Origin of the sequence: Chryseobacterium limigenitum, from assembly GCF_900114875.1 — a bacterium.
In the GTDB taxonomy this organism is placed as follows: domain Bacteria; phylum Bacteroidota; class Bacteroidia; order Flavobacteriales; family Weeksellaceae; genus Chryseobacterium; species Chryseobacterium limigenitum.
In genome coordinates, this window is the sequence record NZ_FPKW01000001.1 from 440,394 (window position 1) to 456,662 (window position 16,269).

Annotated in this window: 16 protein-coding genes; 11 read left to right on the forward strand and 5 right to left on the reverse strand. The window is 34.7% G+C overall.

All coding sequences use genetic code 11. The features are described from left to right. Window position 1: 1 nt before the first annotated feature. Window positions 2-409, reverse strand: coding sequence for a hypothetical protein (locus tag BT156_RS02105; protein ID WP_072406724.1), 408 nt, complete (start codon window positions 407-409; stop codon window positions 2-4). A 64-nt stretch (window positions 410-473) separates the two neighbouring features. Further along, a complete protein-coding gene (gene rsmG / locus BT156_RS02110) occupies window positions 474-1,109 on the reverse strand; it encodes a 16S rRNA (guanine(527)-N(7))-methyltransferase RsmG (RefSeq protein WP_072406726.1) in 636 nt (211 codons plus the stop codon). Between the two features lie 190 nt (window positions 1,110-1,299). Here rsmG and BT156_RS02115 point away from each other — a divergent pair, with 190 nt between their 5' ends. The 5 genes from BT156_RS02115 to BT156_RS02135 all read left to right on the forward strand — a co-directional run bounded on the left by BT156_RS02115 (window position 1,300) and on the right by BT156_RS02135 (window position 6,933). Then, on the forward strand, window positions 1,300-2,493 hold the full coding sequence (locus BT156_RS02115) for a pyridoxal phosphate-dependent aminotransferase (protein WP_072406728.1): 1,194 nt from the start codon (window positions 1,300-1,302) through the stop codon (window positions 2,491-2,493). Between the two features lie 39 nt (window positions 2,494-2,532). Then, a complete protein-coding gene (locus BT156_RS02120; protein WP_072406730.1) occupies window positions 2,533-5,472 on the forward strand; it encodes a M16 family metallopeptidase in 2,940 nt (979 codons plus the stop codon). A gap of 149 nt (window positions 5,473-5,621) precedes the next feature. Beyond that, complete coding sequence (locus BT156_RS02125) at window positions 5,622-6,254, forward strand: peroxiredoxin (protein ID WP_066758845.1); 633 nt, start codon at window positions 5,622-5,624, stop codon at window positions 6,252-6,254. 122 nt (window positions 6,255-6,376) lie between these two features. Next, complete coding sequence (locus tag BT156_RS02130) at window positions 6,377-6,685, forward strand: thioredoxin family protein (protein ID WP_054508727.1); 309 nt, start codon at window positions 6,377-6,379, stop codon at window positions 6,683-6,685. After that, window positions 6,685-6,933, forward strand: a complete 249-nt coding sequence (locus BT156_RS02135) for a DUF6952 family protein (protein ID WP_059136935.1) — start codon at window positions 6,685-6,687, stop codon at window positions 6,931-6,933. Before BT156_RS02130 ends, BT156_RS02135 begins: the two co-directional genes overlap by 1 nt. Before the next feature lie 149 nt (window positions 6,934-7,082). Here the strand turns inward: BT156_RS02135 and BT156_RS02140 are convergent, their stop codons facing one another. Genes BT156_RS02140 through BT156_RS02150 form a run of 3 tightly spaced genes read right to left on the reverse strand, consistent with a single transcriptional unit; the run spans window position 7,083 to window position 9,332 of the window. After that, complete coding sequence (locus tag BT156_RS02140; RefSeq protein ID WP_072406732.1) at window positions 7,083-7,769, reverse strand: Bax inhibitor-1/YccA family protein; 687 nt, start codon at window positions 7,767-7,769, stop codon at window positions 7,083-7,085. 38 nt (window positions 7,770-7,807) lie between these two features. After that, the gene (locus BT156_RS02145) at window positions 7,808-8,254 is read right to left on the reverse strand and encodes a peptidylprolyl isomerase (RefSeq protein ID WP_072406733.1); all 447 of its coding nucleotides are present in this window, start codon (window positions 8,252-8,254) and stop codon (window positions 7,808-7,810) included. A 43-nt stretch (window positions 8,255-8,297) separates the two neighbouring features. Next, window positions 8,298-9,332 carry an acyl-CoA reductase gene (locus BT156_RS02150; RefSeq protein ID WP_072406735.1) on the reverse strand — a complete coding sequence of 345 codons (1,035 nt, stop codon included), beginning with the start codon at window positions 9,330-9,332 and terminating at the stop codon, window positions 8,298-8,300. Between the two features lie 59 nt (window positions 9,333-9,391). Between BT156_RS02150 and BT156_RS02155 the strand changes: the two genes are divergently transcribed. The 6 genes from BT156_RS02155 to BT156_RS02180 all read left to right on the forward strand — a co-directional run bounded on the left by BT156_RS02155 (window position 9,392) and on the right by BT156_RS02180 (window position 16,090). Continuing rightward, a complete protein-coding gene (locus tag BT156_RS02155) occupies window positions 9,392-9,742 on the forward strand; it encodes a 4Fe-4S binding protein (RefSeq protein ID WP_066758854.1) in 351 nt (116 codons plus the stop codon). A gap of 123 nt (window positions 9,743-9,865) precedes the next feature. Next, complete coding sequence (serC, locus tag BT156_RS02160) at window positions 9,866-10,930, forward strand: 3-phosphoserine/phosphohydroxythreonine transaminase (protein ID WP_072406737.1); 1,065 nt, start codon at window positions 9,866-9,868, stop codon at window positions 10,928-10,930. A gap of 123 nt (window positions 10,931-11,053) precedes the next feature. Beyond that, window positions 11,054-12,019, forward strand: coding sequence for a D-2-hydroxyacid dehydrogenase (locus BT156_RS02165; RefSeq protein ID WP_072406739.1), 966 nt, complete (start codon window positions 11,054-11,056; stop codon window positions 12,017-12,019). Window positions 12,020-12,022: 3 nt separating this feature from the next. Beyond that, complete coding sequence (locus BT156_RS02170) at window positions 12,023-13,267, forward strand: DUF1015 domain-containing protein (RefSeq protein ID WP_072406741.1); 1,245 nt, start codon at window positions 12,023-12,025, stop codon at window positions 13,265-13,267. Window positions 13,268-13,323: 56 nt separating this feature from the next. Then, window positions 13,324-14,730 carry a M28 family peptidase gene (locus BT156_RS02175; protein ID WP_083582272.1) on the forward strand — a complete coding sequence of 469 codons (1,407 nt, stop codon included), beginning with the start codon at window positions 13,324-13,326 and terminating at the stop codon, window positions 14,728-14,730. A 1-nt stretch (window position 14,731) separates the two neighbouring features. Beyond that, on the forward strand, window positions 14,732-16,090 hold the full coding sequence (locus BT156_RS02180; protein WP_072406743.1) for a M20/M25/M40 family metallo-hydrolase: 1,359 nt from the start codon (window positions 14,732-14,734) through the stop codon (window positions 16,088-16,090). Window positions 16,091-16,269 lie beyond the last annotated feature (179 nt).

A 16,269-nucleotide genomic window follows, 5' to 3' on the forward strand; every position in this document is an offset into this window, starting at 1 on the left:
ATTACTCTACTACAATTGTTTTGGTGATCCAGTTACTGCCTCCATTCCAGAATTTAAACGTGTATGTTCCGACCTGCTGCGGACTGAAATTGATCTGGCTTGCCCCTACATGGTTTCCTTGCGCACAAGGCCCGTTGCTAATATATTTGTAAGCTGTAATTGTTCTTGTTAAATTGCTGTTATAAATATAATCATACCCATAAAACCCTTCACAATGAGATGAATAGGTGGAATACGTCTTAATACTTTGCACCGTGAAAACATCCATCGTATCATTAAGAACCTTCACACTGTCGATCTTTATTTTACTGACAGATTCAATGGTTTGATAATCGTCATCGTCATTACACGAAGTAAAGAATAACCCTAAAACTATTGCCGAAAACCCAATATTTAAAAGCTTTTTCATAACATCTCACAATTTTTGATTATTATTAAATAAATAGCAAAAATTATTCCCTAATTATAATAAATTAAGAATTAAAATTACCTTTTGATACATAAACTACTCTTTTGGTATCAAAAAATTCTTCATCAAAATAGTTTTTTAGGTTGGAGATCTCACATCTAAGTCCGGCAAGCTCTTCTGCAAGGTCGCCGCCTTTTAAATATAAGATTCCATTGTGTTTTGGATTGAATTGTTCTTTTTCAAATTTGCCTTTCAGCCATCTCAAAAATTCGGGCATTTGAGTAACCGCTCGGCTTACTACAAAATGGAATTTTTCTTTTACTTTTTCCGCTCTTCCGTGAATTGCGGTTACGTTTTTCAAGCCAACTCCTTCTGCAACAGCATTTACTACACTTATTTTCTTTCCGATAGAATCCACTAAAGTAAATTGTACTTCAGGAAACATAATCGCCAAAGGAATTCCGGGAAAACCGCCTCCTGTTCCGATATCCAAAACTTTGGTTCCGGGAGCAAACTCCATCACTTTTACAATTCCCAAAGAGTGTAAAATATGCTTTTCATAAAGAGATTCCATATCTTTTCGTGAAATTACATTGATTTTTTCGTTCCACTCATTGTAAAGTGCTTCCAATTTTGTAAACTGATCAATCTGAATTTCTGTAAGATCCGGAAAATATTTTAATAGTAACGATATAGACATGTGAATTATTATATTGCAAAAATATGTTTTTATTGGCTTTAATCAAATTTTGAAATTCATCAAAATCATAAAAATGCCTATGCCGAATATCTATAGCCTACAAATTAGATAAAAATCATTAAAATAGAAATACTTTTATTTCCCGACAAAACGTTTTTATTATATATTTGTTACAATACAAAAATACTACATGAGCAAACTTTCAGATAGAGTAACAAGACTAGGCTTTTCTCAAACTTTTGTAATGTCAAATAAGGCAAGAGAAATGAAAGCTAACGGAATAGACGTCATCAGTTTAACATTGGGAGAACCCGATTTCGATGTTCCGGACAATATAAAACAAGCTGCTTTTGATGCAATTAATCAAAACTACAGTCACTACTCTCCCGTTCCGGGATTTTTAGAACTTCGTGAAGCAATTTCTAATAAATTAAAAAGAGATAATAATTTAAACTACAAGCCAACACAAATCTGTGTTTCCAATGGTGCAAAACAGGCGATTATCAATGTTTTAGCAGCGATTATCAATGATGGTGATGAAGTTTTACTTCCTGCTCCTTATTGGGTAAGTTATGATGAAATGGTAAAAATGATGGGCGGAAATTCTGTCATGATCGCCACTTCATATGTTAATGATTTTAAGGTAACCGCAGAGCAGTTAGAAGAAGCAATTACAGAGAAAACTAAGGCTGTTTTATTCAGTTCGCCTTGTAATCCATCAGGTGGATATTACACGTATGATGAGTTGAAATCTTTGGCTAAAGTTATTGCTAAATATCCTCAAATCACGGTAATTTCTGACGAGATCTACGAATATATCAATTACGAAACAAAGACAACTTCTATCGCTCAGTTTCCTGAGGTGTACGAACAAACTGCCGTAATCAACGGAATGTCAAAAGCTTTTGCAATGACAGGCTGGAGAATAGGTTATTCTGCATGCCCGGAATGGCTGGCAAAAGCGTGCGAAAAAATTCAGGGGCAAATGACGAGCGGTGCCAATACGGTTGCTCAAAGAGCTTCAATTGTTGCTTTACAGACTGATCCTTCTGAATACAAATACATGATCGATGCTTTCAAAATAAGAAGAGATCTTGTGTATGATTTAATGAAAGAAATTCCAGGCTTTAAGGTTCTTTTACCTAAAGCTGCATTCTATTTCTTCCCGGATATTTCTCATTATATCGGTAAAACTTTAGACGGAACAGAAATTAAAGATGCTGATGATTTTGCGATGTTTATTTTAGAAAAAGCTCATGTTGGATGTGTTGGAGGAGTTTCTTTCGGAAGTCCGGAATGTATCCGATTTTCTTATGCTGCATCAGAAGATGATTTAAGAGAAGCGATGAGAAGAATTAAAGAATTGTTAAGCAAATTCAATTAATCAAATCATACTAAAAAAAACATAACCAACATTAAAAAAATGAACTTTTTCAAAAAAATTACCATTGCCACAAGCATTGCTGCAGCAAGTTTCTCCGGATATGCTTTCGGACAGGATTTCCAGTGGAAAGAAGCAAAATCTAATGGATATTCTTACAAATACGTAACGAACGACCCTACTTCAGCGAGATATTACAAGCTACAAAATGGGTTAACCGTAATTTTAAGTCCGACAAATAAAGATCCTAGAATCCAGACTTATATTGCCACAAAAGCAGGAAGCAAAACAGATCCTGCAGATCATACAGGTCTTGCGCATTATCTGGAGCACATGCTTTTTAAAGGAACAGATAAATTCGGTTCTAAAGACTGGGCAAAAGAAAAACCTCTTCTAGACAAGATTGATGCTCTTTACGAAAAGTATAATCAAACTAAAGACGAGGCTAAAAGAAAAGAAATCTACAAAGAAATCGATAAGGTTTCAGGAGAAGCATCAAAATTTGCCATTGCCAACGAATACGACAAAATGATGGCAGGTATGGGTGCAGACGGAACAAACGCCTTCACTTCTTTCGAACAGACAGTTTATACAGAAGATATTCCTGCGAATGTTGCTGATAAATTTTTAGCGGTTCAGGCAGAAAGATTCAGACAGCCTGTTTTAAGGCTTTTTCACACTGAACTGGAAGCTGTTTATGAAGAAAAAAACAGAGGATTAGATAATGATCCAAGAAAAGTATACGAAGCCATGTTTTCTGCTATTTTCCCTAATAACAATTATGGAAAACAGACGACTATAGGAACTGTTGAGCATTTGAAAAACCCTTCTCTAACAGCGATTAGAGAATATTTCAACAACTATTACGTCCCTAATAATATGGGAATCATCATGTCGGGAGATTTTAATCCTGATGAAATGATTGCAAAGATCGACAAAGCTTTTTCTTATATGAAGTCGAAGCCGATTCCTGAATATAAAGTTGCACAGGAAAAACCAATCACCACTCCTATTGCAAGAGAGGTTTTCGGTCCGAATCCTGAAAACATTACAATTGGCTTCAGATTCCCGGGTGCTACTACAAAAGATGCAAGATTATTGAATCTTGTGGGAAGTATGCTAACGAACGGACAAGCCGGATTAATCGATCTTGATTTGGTGAAAAAACAAAAATTATTGGGCGCTTATGCTTTTCCTTATGTTTTGAAAGACTATTCAGTTCTTTTATTGCAAGGAAATCCTACGGAAGGACAATCGCTGGATGAAGTTAAAACTTTATTGCTTCAGGAAATTGATAAATTAAGAAAAGGTGAATTTTCAGATGATCTTATTCAGTCTATCGTTGCCAATGAAAAGAAAAATCTGATCCAGAAAGATGAAAAATATTCTTCAAGAGCGGATATCTTAATGGATGAATTTACTTCTGAAGTAGACCATAAAGTAGCTTTAGAATATATCGAAGAAATTTCTAAACTTACGAAAAAAGACATCATGGATTTTGCTTCAAAGTATCTTCAGGACAACAATTACGTTGCCGTTTATAAGAGAAAAGGCGAAGACAAAAACATTGTAAAAGTAGATAAACCTACCATTACTCCTATTTCTGTAAACAGAGAAGATCAATCTCCTTTCCTGAAAATGGTTGACGAAATGCCTGAAAATGCGATTTCTCCGATCTGGTTGAATTTTGATAAAGACATTGCTAAAAATAAACTAGGAAACGTAGATGTACTTTCTGTAAAAAATACAGACAATGCTCTATTCAGATTATATTATCATTTTGATTCAGGAAAATGGAATAATAAAATTCTTCCATTGGCAGCGGAATATTTACAGTATTTAGGAACAAAAGACAAATCTTCAGAAGCTATCAGTAAAGAATTTTACAAATTGGCTTCAAGCTTTAATGTAAGCGCAGGAAATGAAGAAACTTATGTTACTTTGGAAGGTTTAAATGAAAACTTCGATAAAACAATCACTTTATTTGAAGATTTAATTAAAAACTCTCAGGCAGATCAAAAAGCTTTGGATGCTTATAAAATAAGACTGAAAAAATCCAGAGACAACGCTAAACAGAACAAATCTGCTATTATGGCTGGTTTGAGAAGTTACGCACAGTATGGCGCTCAGAATCCTTTCAACAATGTTTTAAGTGATGCTGAATTAGATGCTTTAAAAGCGGAAGATTTAATTAATGTTCTTCATGATTTATTCAATTTCAAGCATAAAGTGTTGTATTATGGTCCAAAAACAGGAAACGAAGTTGTTGCTTCTTTAACTCCTGTTCATAAACTTCCTGCTACTTTAAAAGAATTACCGAAGTCTAAAACTTTCACGCAGGTTTCAACAGATCAGAACAAAGTATTATTCGCTCATTATGATATGGTTCAGGCCGAGATCTTCTGGGTGAGAAATTCTGACCAGTACAACGCTTCTATTACGCCAACTGTAAGTTTATTTAACAACTATTTTGGAGGCGGCATGGGATCTATTGTTTTCCAGACGATCAGAGAATCTAAAGCACTAGCCTATTCTACGTATTCTTATTTCTCACTTCCGAGCAAAAAAGAGGACAAAGATATTGTTATGGCTTATGTAGGAACACAGGCAGACAAATTCAATGATTCTACTCTAGCAATGAATGAGCTTCTGACAGCACTTCCAAAATCTGATCAGTTGTTTGAAACAGCCAAAAATGGATTGAAAAAATCTATTGCTTCCGAAAGAATAACTCAGGACGGAATCATATTCTCTTATTTAAGAGCGCAAAAGCTTGGAAATAACTTTGATATGAGAAAGAATGTTTACGAGCAGGCTCCAAAATTGACTTTCACAGACATCAACAATTTCCATGATAAGGAAATGAAAGGCAAAAACTTCACTTACTGTCTGGTTGCCTCTCAAGACAAAGTAAATGAAGCCGATATGAAAAAATTAGGCGAAGTAAAAAAACTTAATTTAACCGAAATATTCGGTTATTAAAATAAATGAAAGACTCTGGAAACAGGGTCTTTTTTCTTTGTGTCAAATCAAAAACAATTATAGATTTTATTTATCAACACCAACTTGTTCGATAGATGAAATACTCTTATCTTTGCCACAGAAAATTTAATTATAAAAACGAGAAAATTATGTCTTTAGTAGGAAAAAAATTCCCGAATGTAGCAATTGATGCAATGTCTGAAATGGGTGACGATCTTAGAATCAACATCTTTGAAGAAACAACTAAAAACCAACAGAAAGTAATTTTGTTCTGGTATCCAAAAGATTTCACTTTCGTATGTCCGACAGAGCTTCATGCTTTTCAGGAGGCTTTAGGTGAATTTGAAAAAAGAAACACTAAAGTAATTGGTGCTTCTTGCGACACAAACGAAGTACATTTTGCATGGTTGAACGTTTCAAAAGATAACGGTGGTATCGAAGGCGTAACTTACCCGCTTTTAGCTGATACTCACAGACAATTGGCTAATATGCTGGGAATTGTAGATCAGGATTTCGAATATAATGATGAGGGAGAAGAAGTTTTCACAGGTTCTAACGTAACTTACAGAGCAACTTACCTGATCGACGAAACCGGAAAAGTATTCCATGAGTCTGTAAACGATATGCCTTTAGGAAGAAACGTAAAAGAATATTTAAGATTGATCGATGCTTACACGCATGTTCAGAAGCACGGTGAAGTTTGTCCTGCAAACTGGGAAGAAGGAAAAGATGCAATGAAGGCTGACAGAAATTCAACTGCTGAATATTTAGCAAAAAACTAAAATTCTAATGTAACAATGTAGCAATCTAGCAGTATAACAATTTTAAGACTCGTTTTTCAATTGTTAAATTGGTAAATTATTAGATTGTTACATTGTTAATTTTTCAATTTAAAAAATCAACAATGTACACAGAATTAACCGAAGATACGCTACAAAACATCGTAGCAGACAATGAAAAAGTAGTCGTTCAATACGGAGCAACATGGTGCGGAAACTGCAGAATTATGAAGCCAAAATTCAAAAAATTAGCTTCTGAAAATGATAGCATTCCTTTCCTTTATGTAGATGCAGAAAAATTACCGGAAAGCAGAAAATTAGCTAAAGTTGATAATTTACCTACTTTTGCGATCTTCAAAAATGGTGAATTGGTAAATCAGGTTCAATCTAATCAGGCTGAAAGTTTAATTAACCTTTTTAATGAATTAGCATAATGAAGTTACCTATAATAAGACAATTTTATCAAAATCAAACTCCTGAAAATCTTGAAAAAACATTAGAAGTTTTAGAAAGTTTCAGCGAATTCAGAGGAACAAGTGAAGAGGACTTAAACGTTGCAGGTGAGCTCATAACAAACATCTGCGGAGCATTGGAAGTTCATGCCAACGTACAAAACGGAATGAGCGAAAAAGATGCTTTAAATTCTTTTGCTCAGAAAGTTTTAGGATCAATTGATAAATAATTTTTAAACACTAATACCACAAATATTTTTCACGAATATTCACAAATAATTTTATAAAAATTAGTGTTATTTCTGTTTAAAACACCAAAAATAAAATCCCGATGAAAAGACATCAGGATTTTTTGGGTTTATAAAATTTCTTTTTTCTATTAGCTTCTTCTGCTCATTAAAATACTCAGGATATACCAGAACAACAACATAATAGAAGCAAAAAGCTGTAACGAAGCTCCAACATACTGATTGGTTGCGTAAGAATCTTTAAGCTTACTTGTTTGATATAAAATTGTTGCAGAAGCCAAAATTACCATTCCTACAGAGAACCAAAGTCCAAGATTGAAACCGAAAAGCATTCCGCCAACGATCAATCCAAGTGAAATAAATCCACCAATAACGATAATATTTCTTAAAAAAGAAAAGTCTCTTTTAGAAGTAAAAGCTACTGCTGAGATTCCTGCAAACATTGCAACCGTTAATGTCGCTGCCTGAAAAATAACCTGCGCTCCGGAATACACCATCGCAATATAAATTAACGGTAAGAAAATAACCGCTTCAAGCACAATATAAAATCCAAGCCCGAAATATTGCGTTGATCTACTTAGTGAAAGCGACCATTTTGTTGCTAAGATTGAAGCCAGCCAAAATACACCGATAATCAACAGCCAAGCAAACCTTTGCGCAAACATTGCAACAATTAATTGCTCAGGAACCACTTTCAATAAAATAGTTTCAACTCCGATAAATCCGAGGATTGCCAGAGCAACATGTAAATACGTTTTCTTGTAAAAACTGGCCTTTTCTACGTCTGTAGAATTCGCCACTAAAACATCTGTCATCATAAAGTTTATATTTTTTATTTAAATATATTAAAAATAAATTATTTTTTAAATGGTTTAATTCCAAGAATCTTACCATTATTTTCAAATACCGCTGTAATCACTTCTTTTGGATCAGTAGATTTATCATCAGCATATTTATATTGGATCATCGGATAACTATTACCGTCTATCACCGGTTTGTAACCTGTTTTAATGATCGTAAGCTTTTTGCTGGTATTGATATCCGCCGACAGCTTTGTAAAAACTTTATCGGTAACTACCTGCTTTGCCTTATCAGAAAGTAAAGCCTCCATACCCTTTCTGTCAGAAGTTTTCAAAGCAGTGATAAATTGCAGAAATCTTCCGTTATAAAGATCAATCTGTTTTTTATTCAGCTCTAAAGGCGTTTCTGTCTTCCTGTTGTTTTCTACCTTTAAATCAACAACTTCCTGCGAAAAAAAAAGCTGTACCGACAAGATTGAAAGTATTAAAAATATTTTTTTCATTTTCGTAATTCGAATATAAATTTACAATTGAAGATACGTAAAATTAAATTAATTCTAAAAATTTCATCGTATCCACATTATCCGCATAAGTACTCAAACCAGGATTTTGTGCCTCTCCGAAATACACAGAATCAAAACCCAATTCATCTTTAGCAACAATACATTGAATATTTTCTTCATTTTCAGCAATAAAGCTTTTAACTTCATCTAAAGAAGAATATCTGCTGAAATTAATCACAGAAAGCGGACTGAATAATTTATCATCTTCCTTCATCATTACAAAATTATTATCCCAGAATTTATCAAGATTTAAAAGATAAACCGCTCTGTTATATTCATAATTATTCGCATATTTATTATGATTGATAATGTCCTGAAAACCTACAAAACTTTCAAACAATCTGTCAATTACAAAATCCTGCGGAATTAAAATTCTCGTTACGTTTCTGCAACCCAACCCAAAATACTGGAAAATATCGTTCGCTAAAAGCTGTAATTCTTCAACAGTTTCATCGCCCTTTAAAACAGCAACCGAAGTTCTGTTTTTACGGATAATATTCAAGTGTTTTTTAAAATAATACTCTAAATATCTTGCCGTATTATTACTTCCTGTTGCAATCACTGCGTCAAAGTTTTCCAACCTTTCAACGAATTCATATTCAACATTATCGCTAGAAAATTCTTTCCATTTTTTCAACAAAAACGGAACCATATATCTATCTTTTGAAGATAATTTGATCACCGGAATATGATTGCTCAACACCACAGAAATCACATCATGAAGACCAACCAAAGGAATATTCCCGGCAAGGATTAATCCTACTCTTTTTGTAATTTTAGAGATAGAATAATCTTTAAGCCAATCCTTTATATTTTCCTCTGTCAGCAGATCCGACCATTGTTTTAAAGCAAATTTCTGATTATCAATGGTAAACCACGGGTTTTCCATTTCAGACTTTCTTAATAATAATTCAAAATCAGAATCATTCTCGTTATATTCAGCAGTATCTTTTGCCAAAAACACTTTTATATAATCACTTAGGTTAATAAGTCCTAAAACTTGATTTTCGATATTCATAATTACTGTAAAATTGGGGAATATTTTGTAATTTTGTGCAAATTTAAAAAAAATTAGCGATGGCTATTAAAATAACTGATGAATGCATTAATTGCGGTGCCTGCGAACCGGAGTGTCCCAACAATGCAATATATGAAGGAGCAGTAGACTGGAAAGCTTCCGAAGGTACTGAGCTTAAAGGTACTGTCACATTAACATCAGGACTTACAGTGGATGCGGATGCACCGCAAGAGCCTGTAAATGATGATGTTTATTTTATTGTAACAGATAAGTGTACGGAATGTAAAGGATTCCATGAAGAACCACAGTGTGCAGCGGTTTGCCCTGTAGATTGCTGTGTTCCTGATGAGGATCATGTAGAATCTGAAGAAGCACTGCTTAATAAAAAAGCATTTTTACACGGTGAATAAAAAACGCCGTCTCAGCCAGTATGAGACGGTTTTTTTAACCAAATATTTCAAAAAAACTAAGTAAAATATTAAAAATGAAATGGTAAGCCCGAAAGTTCTTACCAAAACCAAAAAAATAAAAATATGAGCAAAAAGCACAACTTCAGCGCAGGACCATGTATTTTACCGCAAGAGGTATTCGAAAAATCAGCAGAAGCTATTTTAGATTTTAACGGTATTGGTCTTTCTCTTCTTGAGATCTCTCACAGAAGTAAAGATTTCGTTGCAGTAATGGACGAGGCACGTGCAATTGTAAAAAGATTAATGAACCTTGGGGATGATTACGAGGTTTTATATTTAGGCGGTGGTGCTAGTCTGCAGTTTGCAATGGTTCCTTACAACTTGTTGAAAGTTGGTGGAAAAGCTGCTTATTTAGATACAGGAACTTGGGCTGCAGGAGCGATCAAGGAAGCGAAAAAATTAGGTAATGTAGATGTTGTAGGTTCTTCAAAAGAGGAAAACTATTCTTTCATTCCTAAAGATTATACGGTAGGTTCAGAGTACGATTATTTCCACTGTACTTCAAACAATACGATTTACGGAACTCAAATGAAATCTTTCCCGGAAGTGGATACTTTGATGGTTTGTGACATGAGTTCTGATATTTTCTCAAGACAGTTAGATTTCTCTAAATTCGATTTAATCTATGCCGGAGCTCAGAAAAATATGGGACCAGCAGGAGTTACTTTGATCGTAATTAAAAAAGAGATCCTTGGAAAAACAGGAAGAGAAAATATGCTGTCGATTTTAGATTATTCTCAGCATATTTCAAAAGAATCAATGTATAATACGCCACCTGTTTTCCCTGTATATGCATCTTTATTGACTTTGCAGTACTTAGAAAAAAACGGAGGAATTGCTGCTGCTGAAGCAAGAAACAAAGCAAAAGCAAAACTTTTGTATGATGAAATTGATAGTAATCCGTTATTTGAGACGTTTTGTGTAAAAGAAGACCGTTCTTTGATGAATGTTTCGTTCAAGTTGATCGATGACAGCAAAAAAGAAGAATTCGACAACGCTTGGAAAGCTGCAGGAATCAGCGGACTGAACGGGCACAGAAGTTTAGGAGGTTACAGAGCCAGCTTATACAACGCTTTACCAATCGAAAGTGTGCAGGTTTTGGTAGACGTAATGAAATCAATTAAATAATTTAAGCTTAAAAAATTGAAAGATTAAAAGGTCATTCCCTTATTTTAAATTTTCTTAATTTGGCAACCGATTTAGAATTTTTAAATATTATAGTTTTTTAATCTTTCAATCAAAATATAAACCATGAAAGTTTTAGCCAACGACGGAATTTCCGAAGCAGGACGAAAAGCATTGCAAGATGCAGGAATCGAAGTACTTGACAACCGAGTTGCTCAGGATCACGTGATTAATTTCATTAATGAAAATAATGTAGATGTCCTTTTAGTAAGAAGTGCAACGAAAGTGAAGCAAGATATTATTGATGCCTGCCCAACCCTGAAAATTATAGGAAGAGGCGGAATCGGTATGGATAATATTGATGTTGATTATGCTAAAATGAAAGGCTTAAAAGTGATCAATACTCCAAATGCATCGTCAAAATCGGTTGCTGAATTGGTTTTTGGGCACTTCTTTGCTCTGGCAAGATTCCTTCACGAATCAAACAGACTGATGCCATTGGAAGGTGAAACGCATTTTAATGCCATGAAAAAATCTTTCAGTAATGCTTATGAACTTTCAGGTAAAACTTTAGGTGTTATAGGTTTTGGCAGTATAGGTCAGGAAGTTGTGAAAATGGGAATTGCTTTAGGAATGAAAATTAAAGTCTTAACAAGAAAGCCTAAGACAAAGGTTCTTACCCTAGACTTTTTTGACGGACAAACTATAAATTTTGAAATCACTTCAACTAATGATTCAGATGAATTCCTTAAAGACGTTGATTTCATTAGCATTAACACTCCAAAAACAAACGAATATATCATAGATACCGCCCAGTTTGAAAAAATGAAAGACGGTGTTTATATTGTCAACACTGCAAGAGGCGGCGTTATTAATGAAGTTACTTTAATTGATTATATTGAATCAGGAAAAGTGGCCGGAGCAGCTTTAGACGTCTTTGAAAACGAACCTACTCCGGAGCTTCCATTATTAATGAATCCTGCACTATCCCTTTCTCCACATGTAGGTGGAAATACGGTTGATGCTCAGGAAAAAATCGGATTAGAACTTGCAGAACAAATTATTAAGCTACAAAAAGAAACTATACTATAAAATATGCCTATTTTTAAACCTTTTCGCGGAATAAGACCTCACAAAGACTTTGAGAGTACTTTCCCTACGCATCCTCTTGATAATTTTACTCAGGAAGAGATCGCCGAGAAAGCTCAAGTTGAAAATACTTACATCAATATGATCAAACCTTATGTTGTAAGTAAATCTAAAGATATCGACCGAAATCTAAGGAAAATCCGTTCTACTTTTGAAGAATTATTGGAAGAGAAAAAACTCGTTCAGGACAGTTCGGCCTATTATCTTTATGAGCAGATCTACCCGAGCAAGCAGATTTTCAGAGGTTTGCTAGGTTTAGCAAGTATCGAAGATTTCTGGAGCGGAAAGATCAAAAGGCACGAAAGTACCATTCCTCAGAAAAAAGAAAAACTGGCGCATTATCTTGAGAAAGTAAATTTGCAGGCAGAACCTGTACTGTTGACCTACCCTTCCAATTCAAAGATTGAATTATTGATGAATCATGAGGAAAAGAATGTTCCGATCTTCAATCATGTTGATACAAAAGGGATTAGACATAAAATCTGGAGAATTGATAACCGTTTAAAATTACAGCAGTTCAAGGAAGTTATTGATCAGATCGATGCATTTTATATTGCAGACGGGCACCATAGAATAGGTTCTACAGCATTGAATGCAAAGTATCATAAAGACAAAAACAAAAGGCATAATGGTACTGAGGCTTATAACTTTGTGTATAGTTTTATAGTTTCCAACCAGTCTATTAAAATTCATGATTACAATAGAATTGTAACTGATCTTAATAATTTAGAAACTGCGGATTTTTTAAAGCAATTAGAAAAATATTTTCTGATTCATGAGAAAGAAGGTACGGCATATTATCCTTCTCAAAAATTCCATATTTCTATGTATTTGGATGGTAAATTTTATTCTCTTCACGTAAAGCACGAACTTCGTTCTCAAGAGATGTCTCTGGACAATCTGGATCACCATCTTATTGATAAATACATCTTTAAAGACATTTTAAAAATTGACGATCCCGACAGTTCAGATAAAATTTCTTATGTAAAAGGAACCTCCAATCTTGAGGGAATCAATCTTTTAAAAGAAAAAATAGACAGCGGAGAAGGAAGAGTCGGATTCGGGATTTTTCCGGTAAGCTTTAATGATATGATCAAAATTTCTGATCTGAAATTAAGCATGCCTCCAAAATGCACATTTATTGAGCCTAAATTGGTTACAGCCCTGTTAATGTACGACATGAAACAATAAAATATTCTTATTTTTTTCCTACTTTTATGCACGGAAAAGAAAAGGTAAATAAAAAAATGAAAAAAATATTCATTATCATACTTCCACTCTTTTTGAGTGGATTTTTATTTTCTCAGAAAAAACCTCAAAAAAAGCCGGTAAAAAAAGGGATCGTCACCAAGATGAACTATCATGATGAGTTTAAAAAGATCTCAGACGAAATTATGACCAACGGTACTGCTTACGAAAACCTTGGAGAATTAACCAAAGGTATCGGAGCACGTTTCAGTGCAACCCCAGGCTATATGAAAGCTGTAGAATGGGCGGAAAAGAAGTTTAAAGACGCAGGCATCGAAATGATCTGGAGACAGGAAGTGAGAGTTCCTGTTTGGATACGCGGAAAAGAATCTCTGCAGATAAAAGCCGGCAATGGAGATTGGAAAAACATAAAAATGTTATCCTTTGGGAATTCCGAAGGTACAGGCGGAAAAGACCTTGTTGGTGAAATCGTTTTAATTAATACTACTTCTGAGCTTAATGCCCTATCTGTAGGACAGTTAAAAGACAAAATAGTTTTCGTTAATCTTCCGATGGATCCGAAAATCATTAATACAAGTGATTCTTATTTAATTACAGCAAAATCTAAATTAATATCTGCTTCCGTCATTGCAAAAACAGGAGCGAAAGCTTTAATTATAAGATCCTTAACAACAGCAATAGACGATACGCCTCATGCAAAAATGGTGTATTATGAACCTGAGGACAAAGTTAAAATTCCTGCTCTATCAATCGGAGTAAGATCTGCAGATGAACTGGAAAAATTATTAAAAAAACAGAAAGTAACCGCCAAATTAAACATGTCTGCCGAATCAAAAGGCGACACGACCAATCCTAATATCATTGCTGAGATTCAGGGTAAAAAAGATTCTAAAGTGATTGTTTTGGGAGCTCAGCTAGACTCTTGGGATTTCGCGGAAGGCGCCCATGATGATGGCACAGGAGTTGTTCAGTGCATTGAAGTTTTACGAACACTGAAGGCGCTTGGCATCGAAAATAATCATACCATAAGAGTTGTTTTATACGCGAATAGTGAAAATGGCGGACAGGGTCGCGACATGTATGCAGCTTACGTTAAAAAAAGAGACGAGAAGCATATTTTTGCTTTAGGAACCGATGCAGGAGGCTATTCTCCGAGAGGTTTTTCATTAGATATGTCTCCCCAGAGAAGAAGATTGATATTTGACTGGAAAAGCTATTTCCTTCCTTACGGTATCTACGATTTTGATCAGACTGATGCCATTCAGGATATTTCTCCTTTGAAAAAACTGGATATTCCTTTGGCAGAGATGGTTGTGGACACTCAAAGATATTTCGATTATCATCATTCGGTTGAAGATACTTATGATAAAGTCAGTAAAAGAGAGCTGCTTTTAGGTGCCGTGGCTATGACGCAAATGATTTTTATGATCGATAAAAACTGGTAAAATGAAAAAACTATTAGGAACATCATTATTACTTCTAAGCTTGACAGTTTTTGGTCAGGTTCAAGAAGATTCAATACAATTCAGTAAAATTTCCATAGAGATTTTAAATAACGGAAAAAGTTACACAGAATTAAAAGATTTAACTAAAAATATTGGCCACCGTTTAAGCGGTTCCGAAGCCTATGAAAAGTCCGTAAAATGGGCTGAACAAAAATTGAAAGATGCCGGAGCTGACAAAGTCTGGCTTCAGGAAGTGATGATTCCGGTTTGGGAAAGAGGAAAAGAGTCTTTACAGATCAAAACCTCGAACGGAACGTGGAAAGGCTTAAAAATGCTTTCTTTAGGAAATTCTGAAGGTACAGGCGGAAAAGATATTTCGGGAGAAATTATCATGGTAAAATCTATGGAAGAATACGAAAAACTTCCGGCCGAAAAGGTAAAAGACAAAATAATTTTCTTCAACTACCCTTTCAGTCAGTCTTTTGTTGAGACTTTCAGAGGATATGGTGATGCGGCAAAATATAGAACAACAGCAGCTTCATTAACGGCCAAAAAAGGCGGTAAATTCGCAATTATCCGTTCTCTTTCGTCTGCTTTTGATGATGTTCCGCACACGGGAGCAATGCGTTACGAAGATAAAGTCAATAAGATTCCCGCAGTTGCTATTGGAAACACAACCGCAGACGAGCTGGAAAAGTTATTAAAATCTCAAAAAATCACCGCAAAACTCAATTCTAATTGCGAAATGAAAGGCGAGAAACTCTCCCACTCTGTTATCGGTGAGATTACAGGAAAAAAAGACAAGAGTGTGATTGTTGTAGGCGGACATCTTGATTCCTGGGACGTTGGAGAGGGCGCACATGATGACGGAACCGGAATTGTACAAAGTATTGAGGTTTTAAGAACATTCAAGAAATTAGGGATTCAAAATAATCATACGATACGAGTTGTCTGTTTTGCCAACGAGGAAAACGGCGTAAAAGGCGGAATTCAGTACGGTAAAACAGCAAAAGAAAATAATGAAAAGCACCTTTTTGCATTAGAATCTGATGCAGGAGGTTTTACTCCAAGAGGAATTTCTCTGGAAATGGATGATGCCAAAAGAAATCAAATCAAAGGCTGGTCGGCTTTATTTTTCCCTTACGGAGTGTATAATTTTGAAGGTAAATATTCAGGAACAGATATCTATCCGCTTCATGATATGGGAGTTCCGACGGCTGAGTTGGTTCCCGATTCTCAAAGGTATTTTGATATTCATCACACCGAAGAAGACACTTTTGAAAAGGTTAACCGCAGAGAGTTGCTTTTGGGAGCTGTCGCCATGACGCAGATTATTTATATGATCGATAAGAACTGGTAAAATATAAGAAAACCGCTGATTGGGTCAGCGGTTTTTGTTTTTTTGAAGAAGCAATGAATTTTCTATTCTTAATATTAAATTTTTAATTTTTGTTTCTAAAAGGTTATAAACAAAGCAGTTTGGCATAAAAATCGCTATTTAAAAGTATTAAGACACAATTTTACACATGATGAAAACAT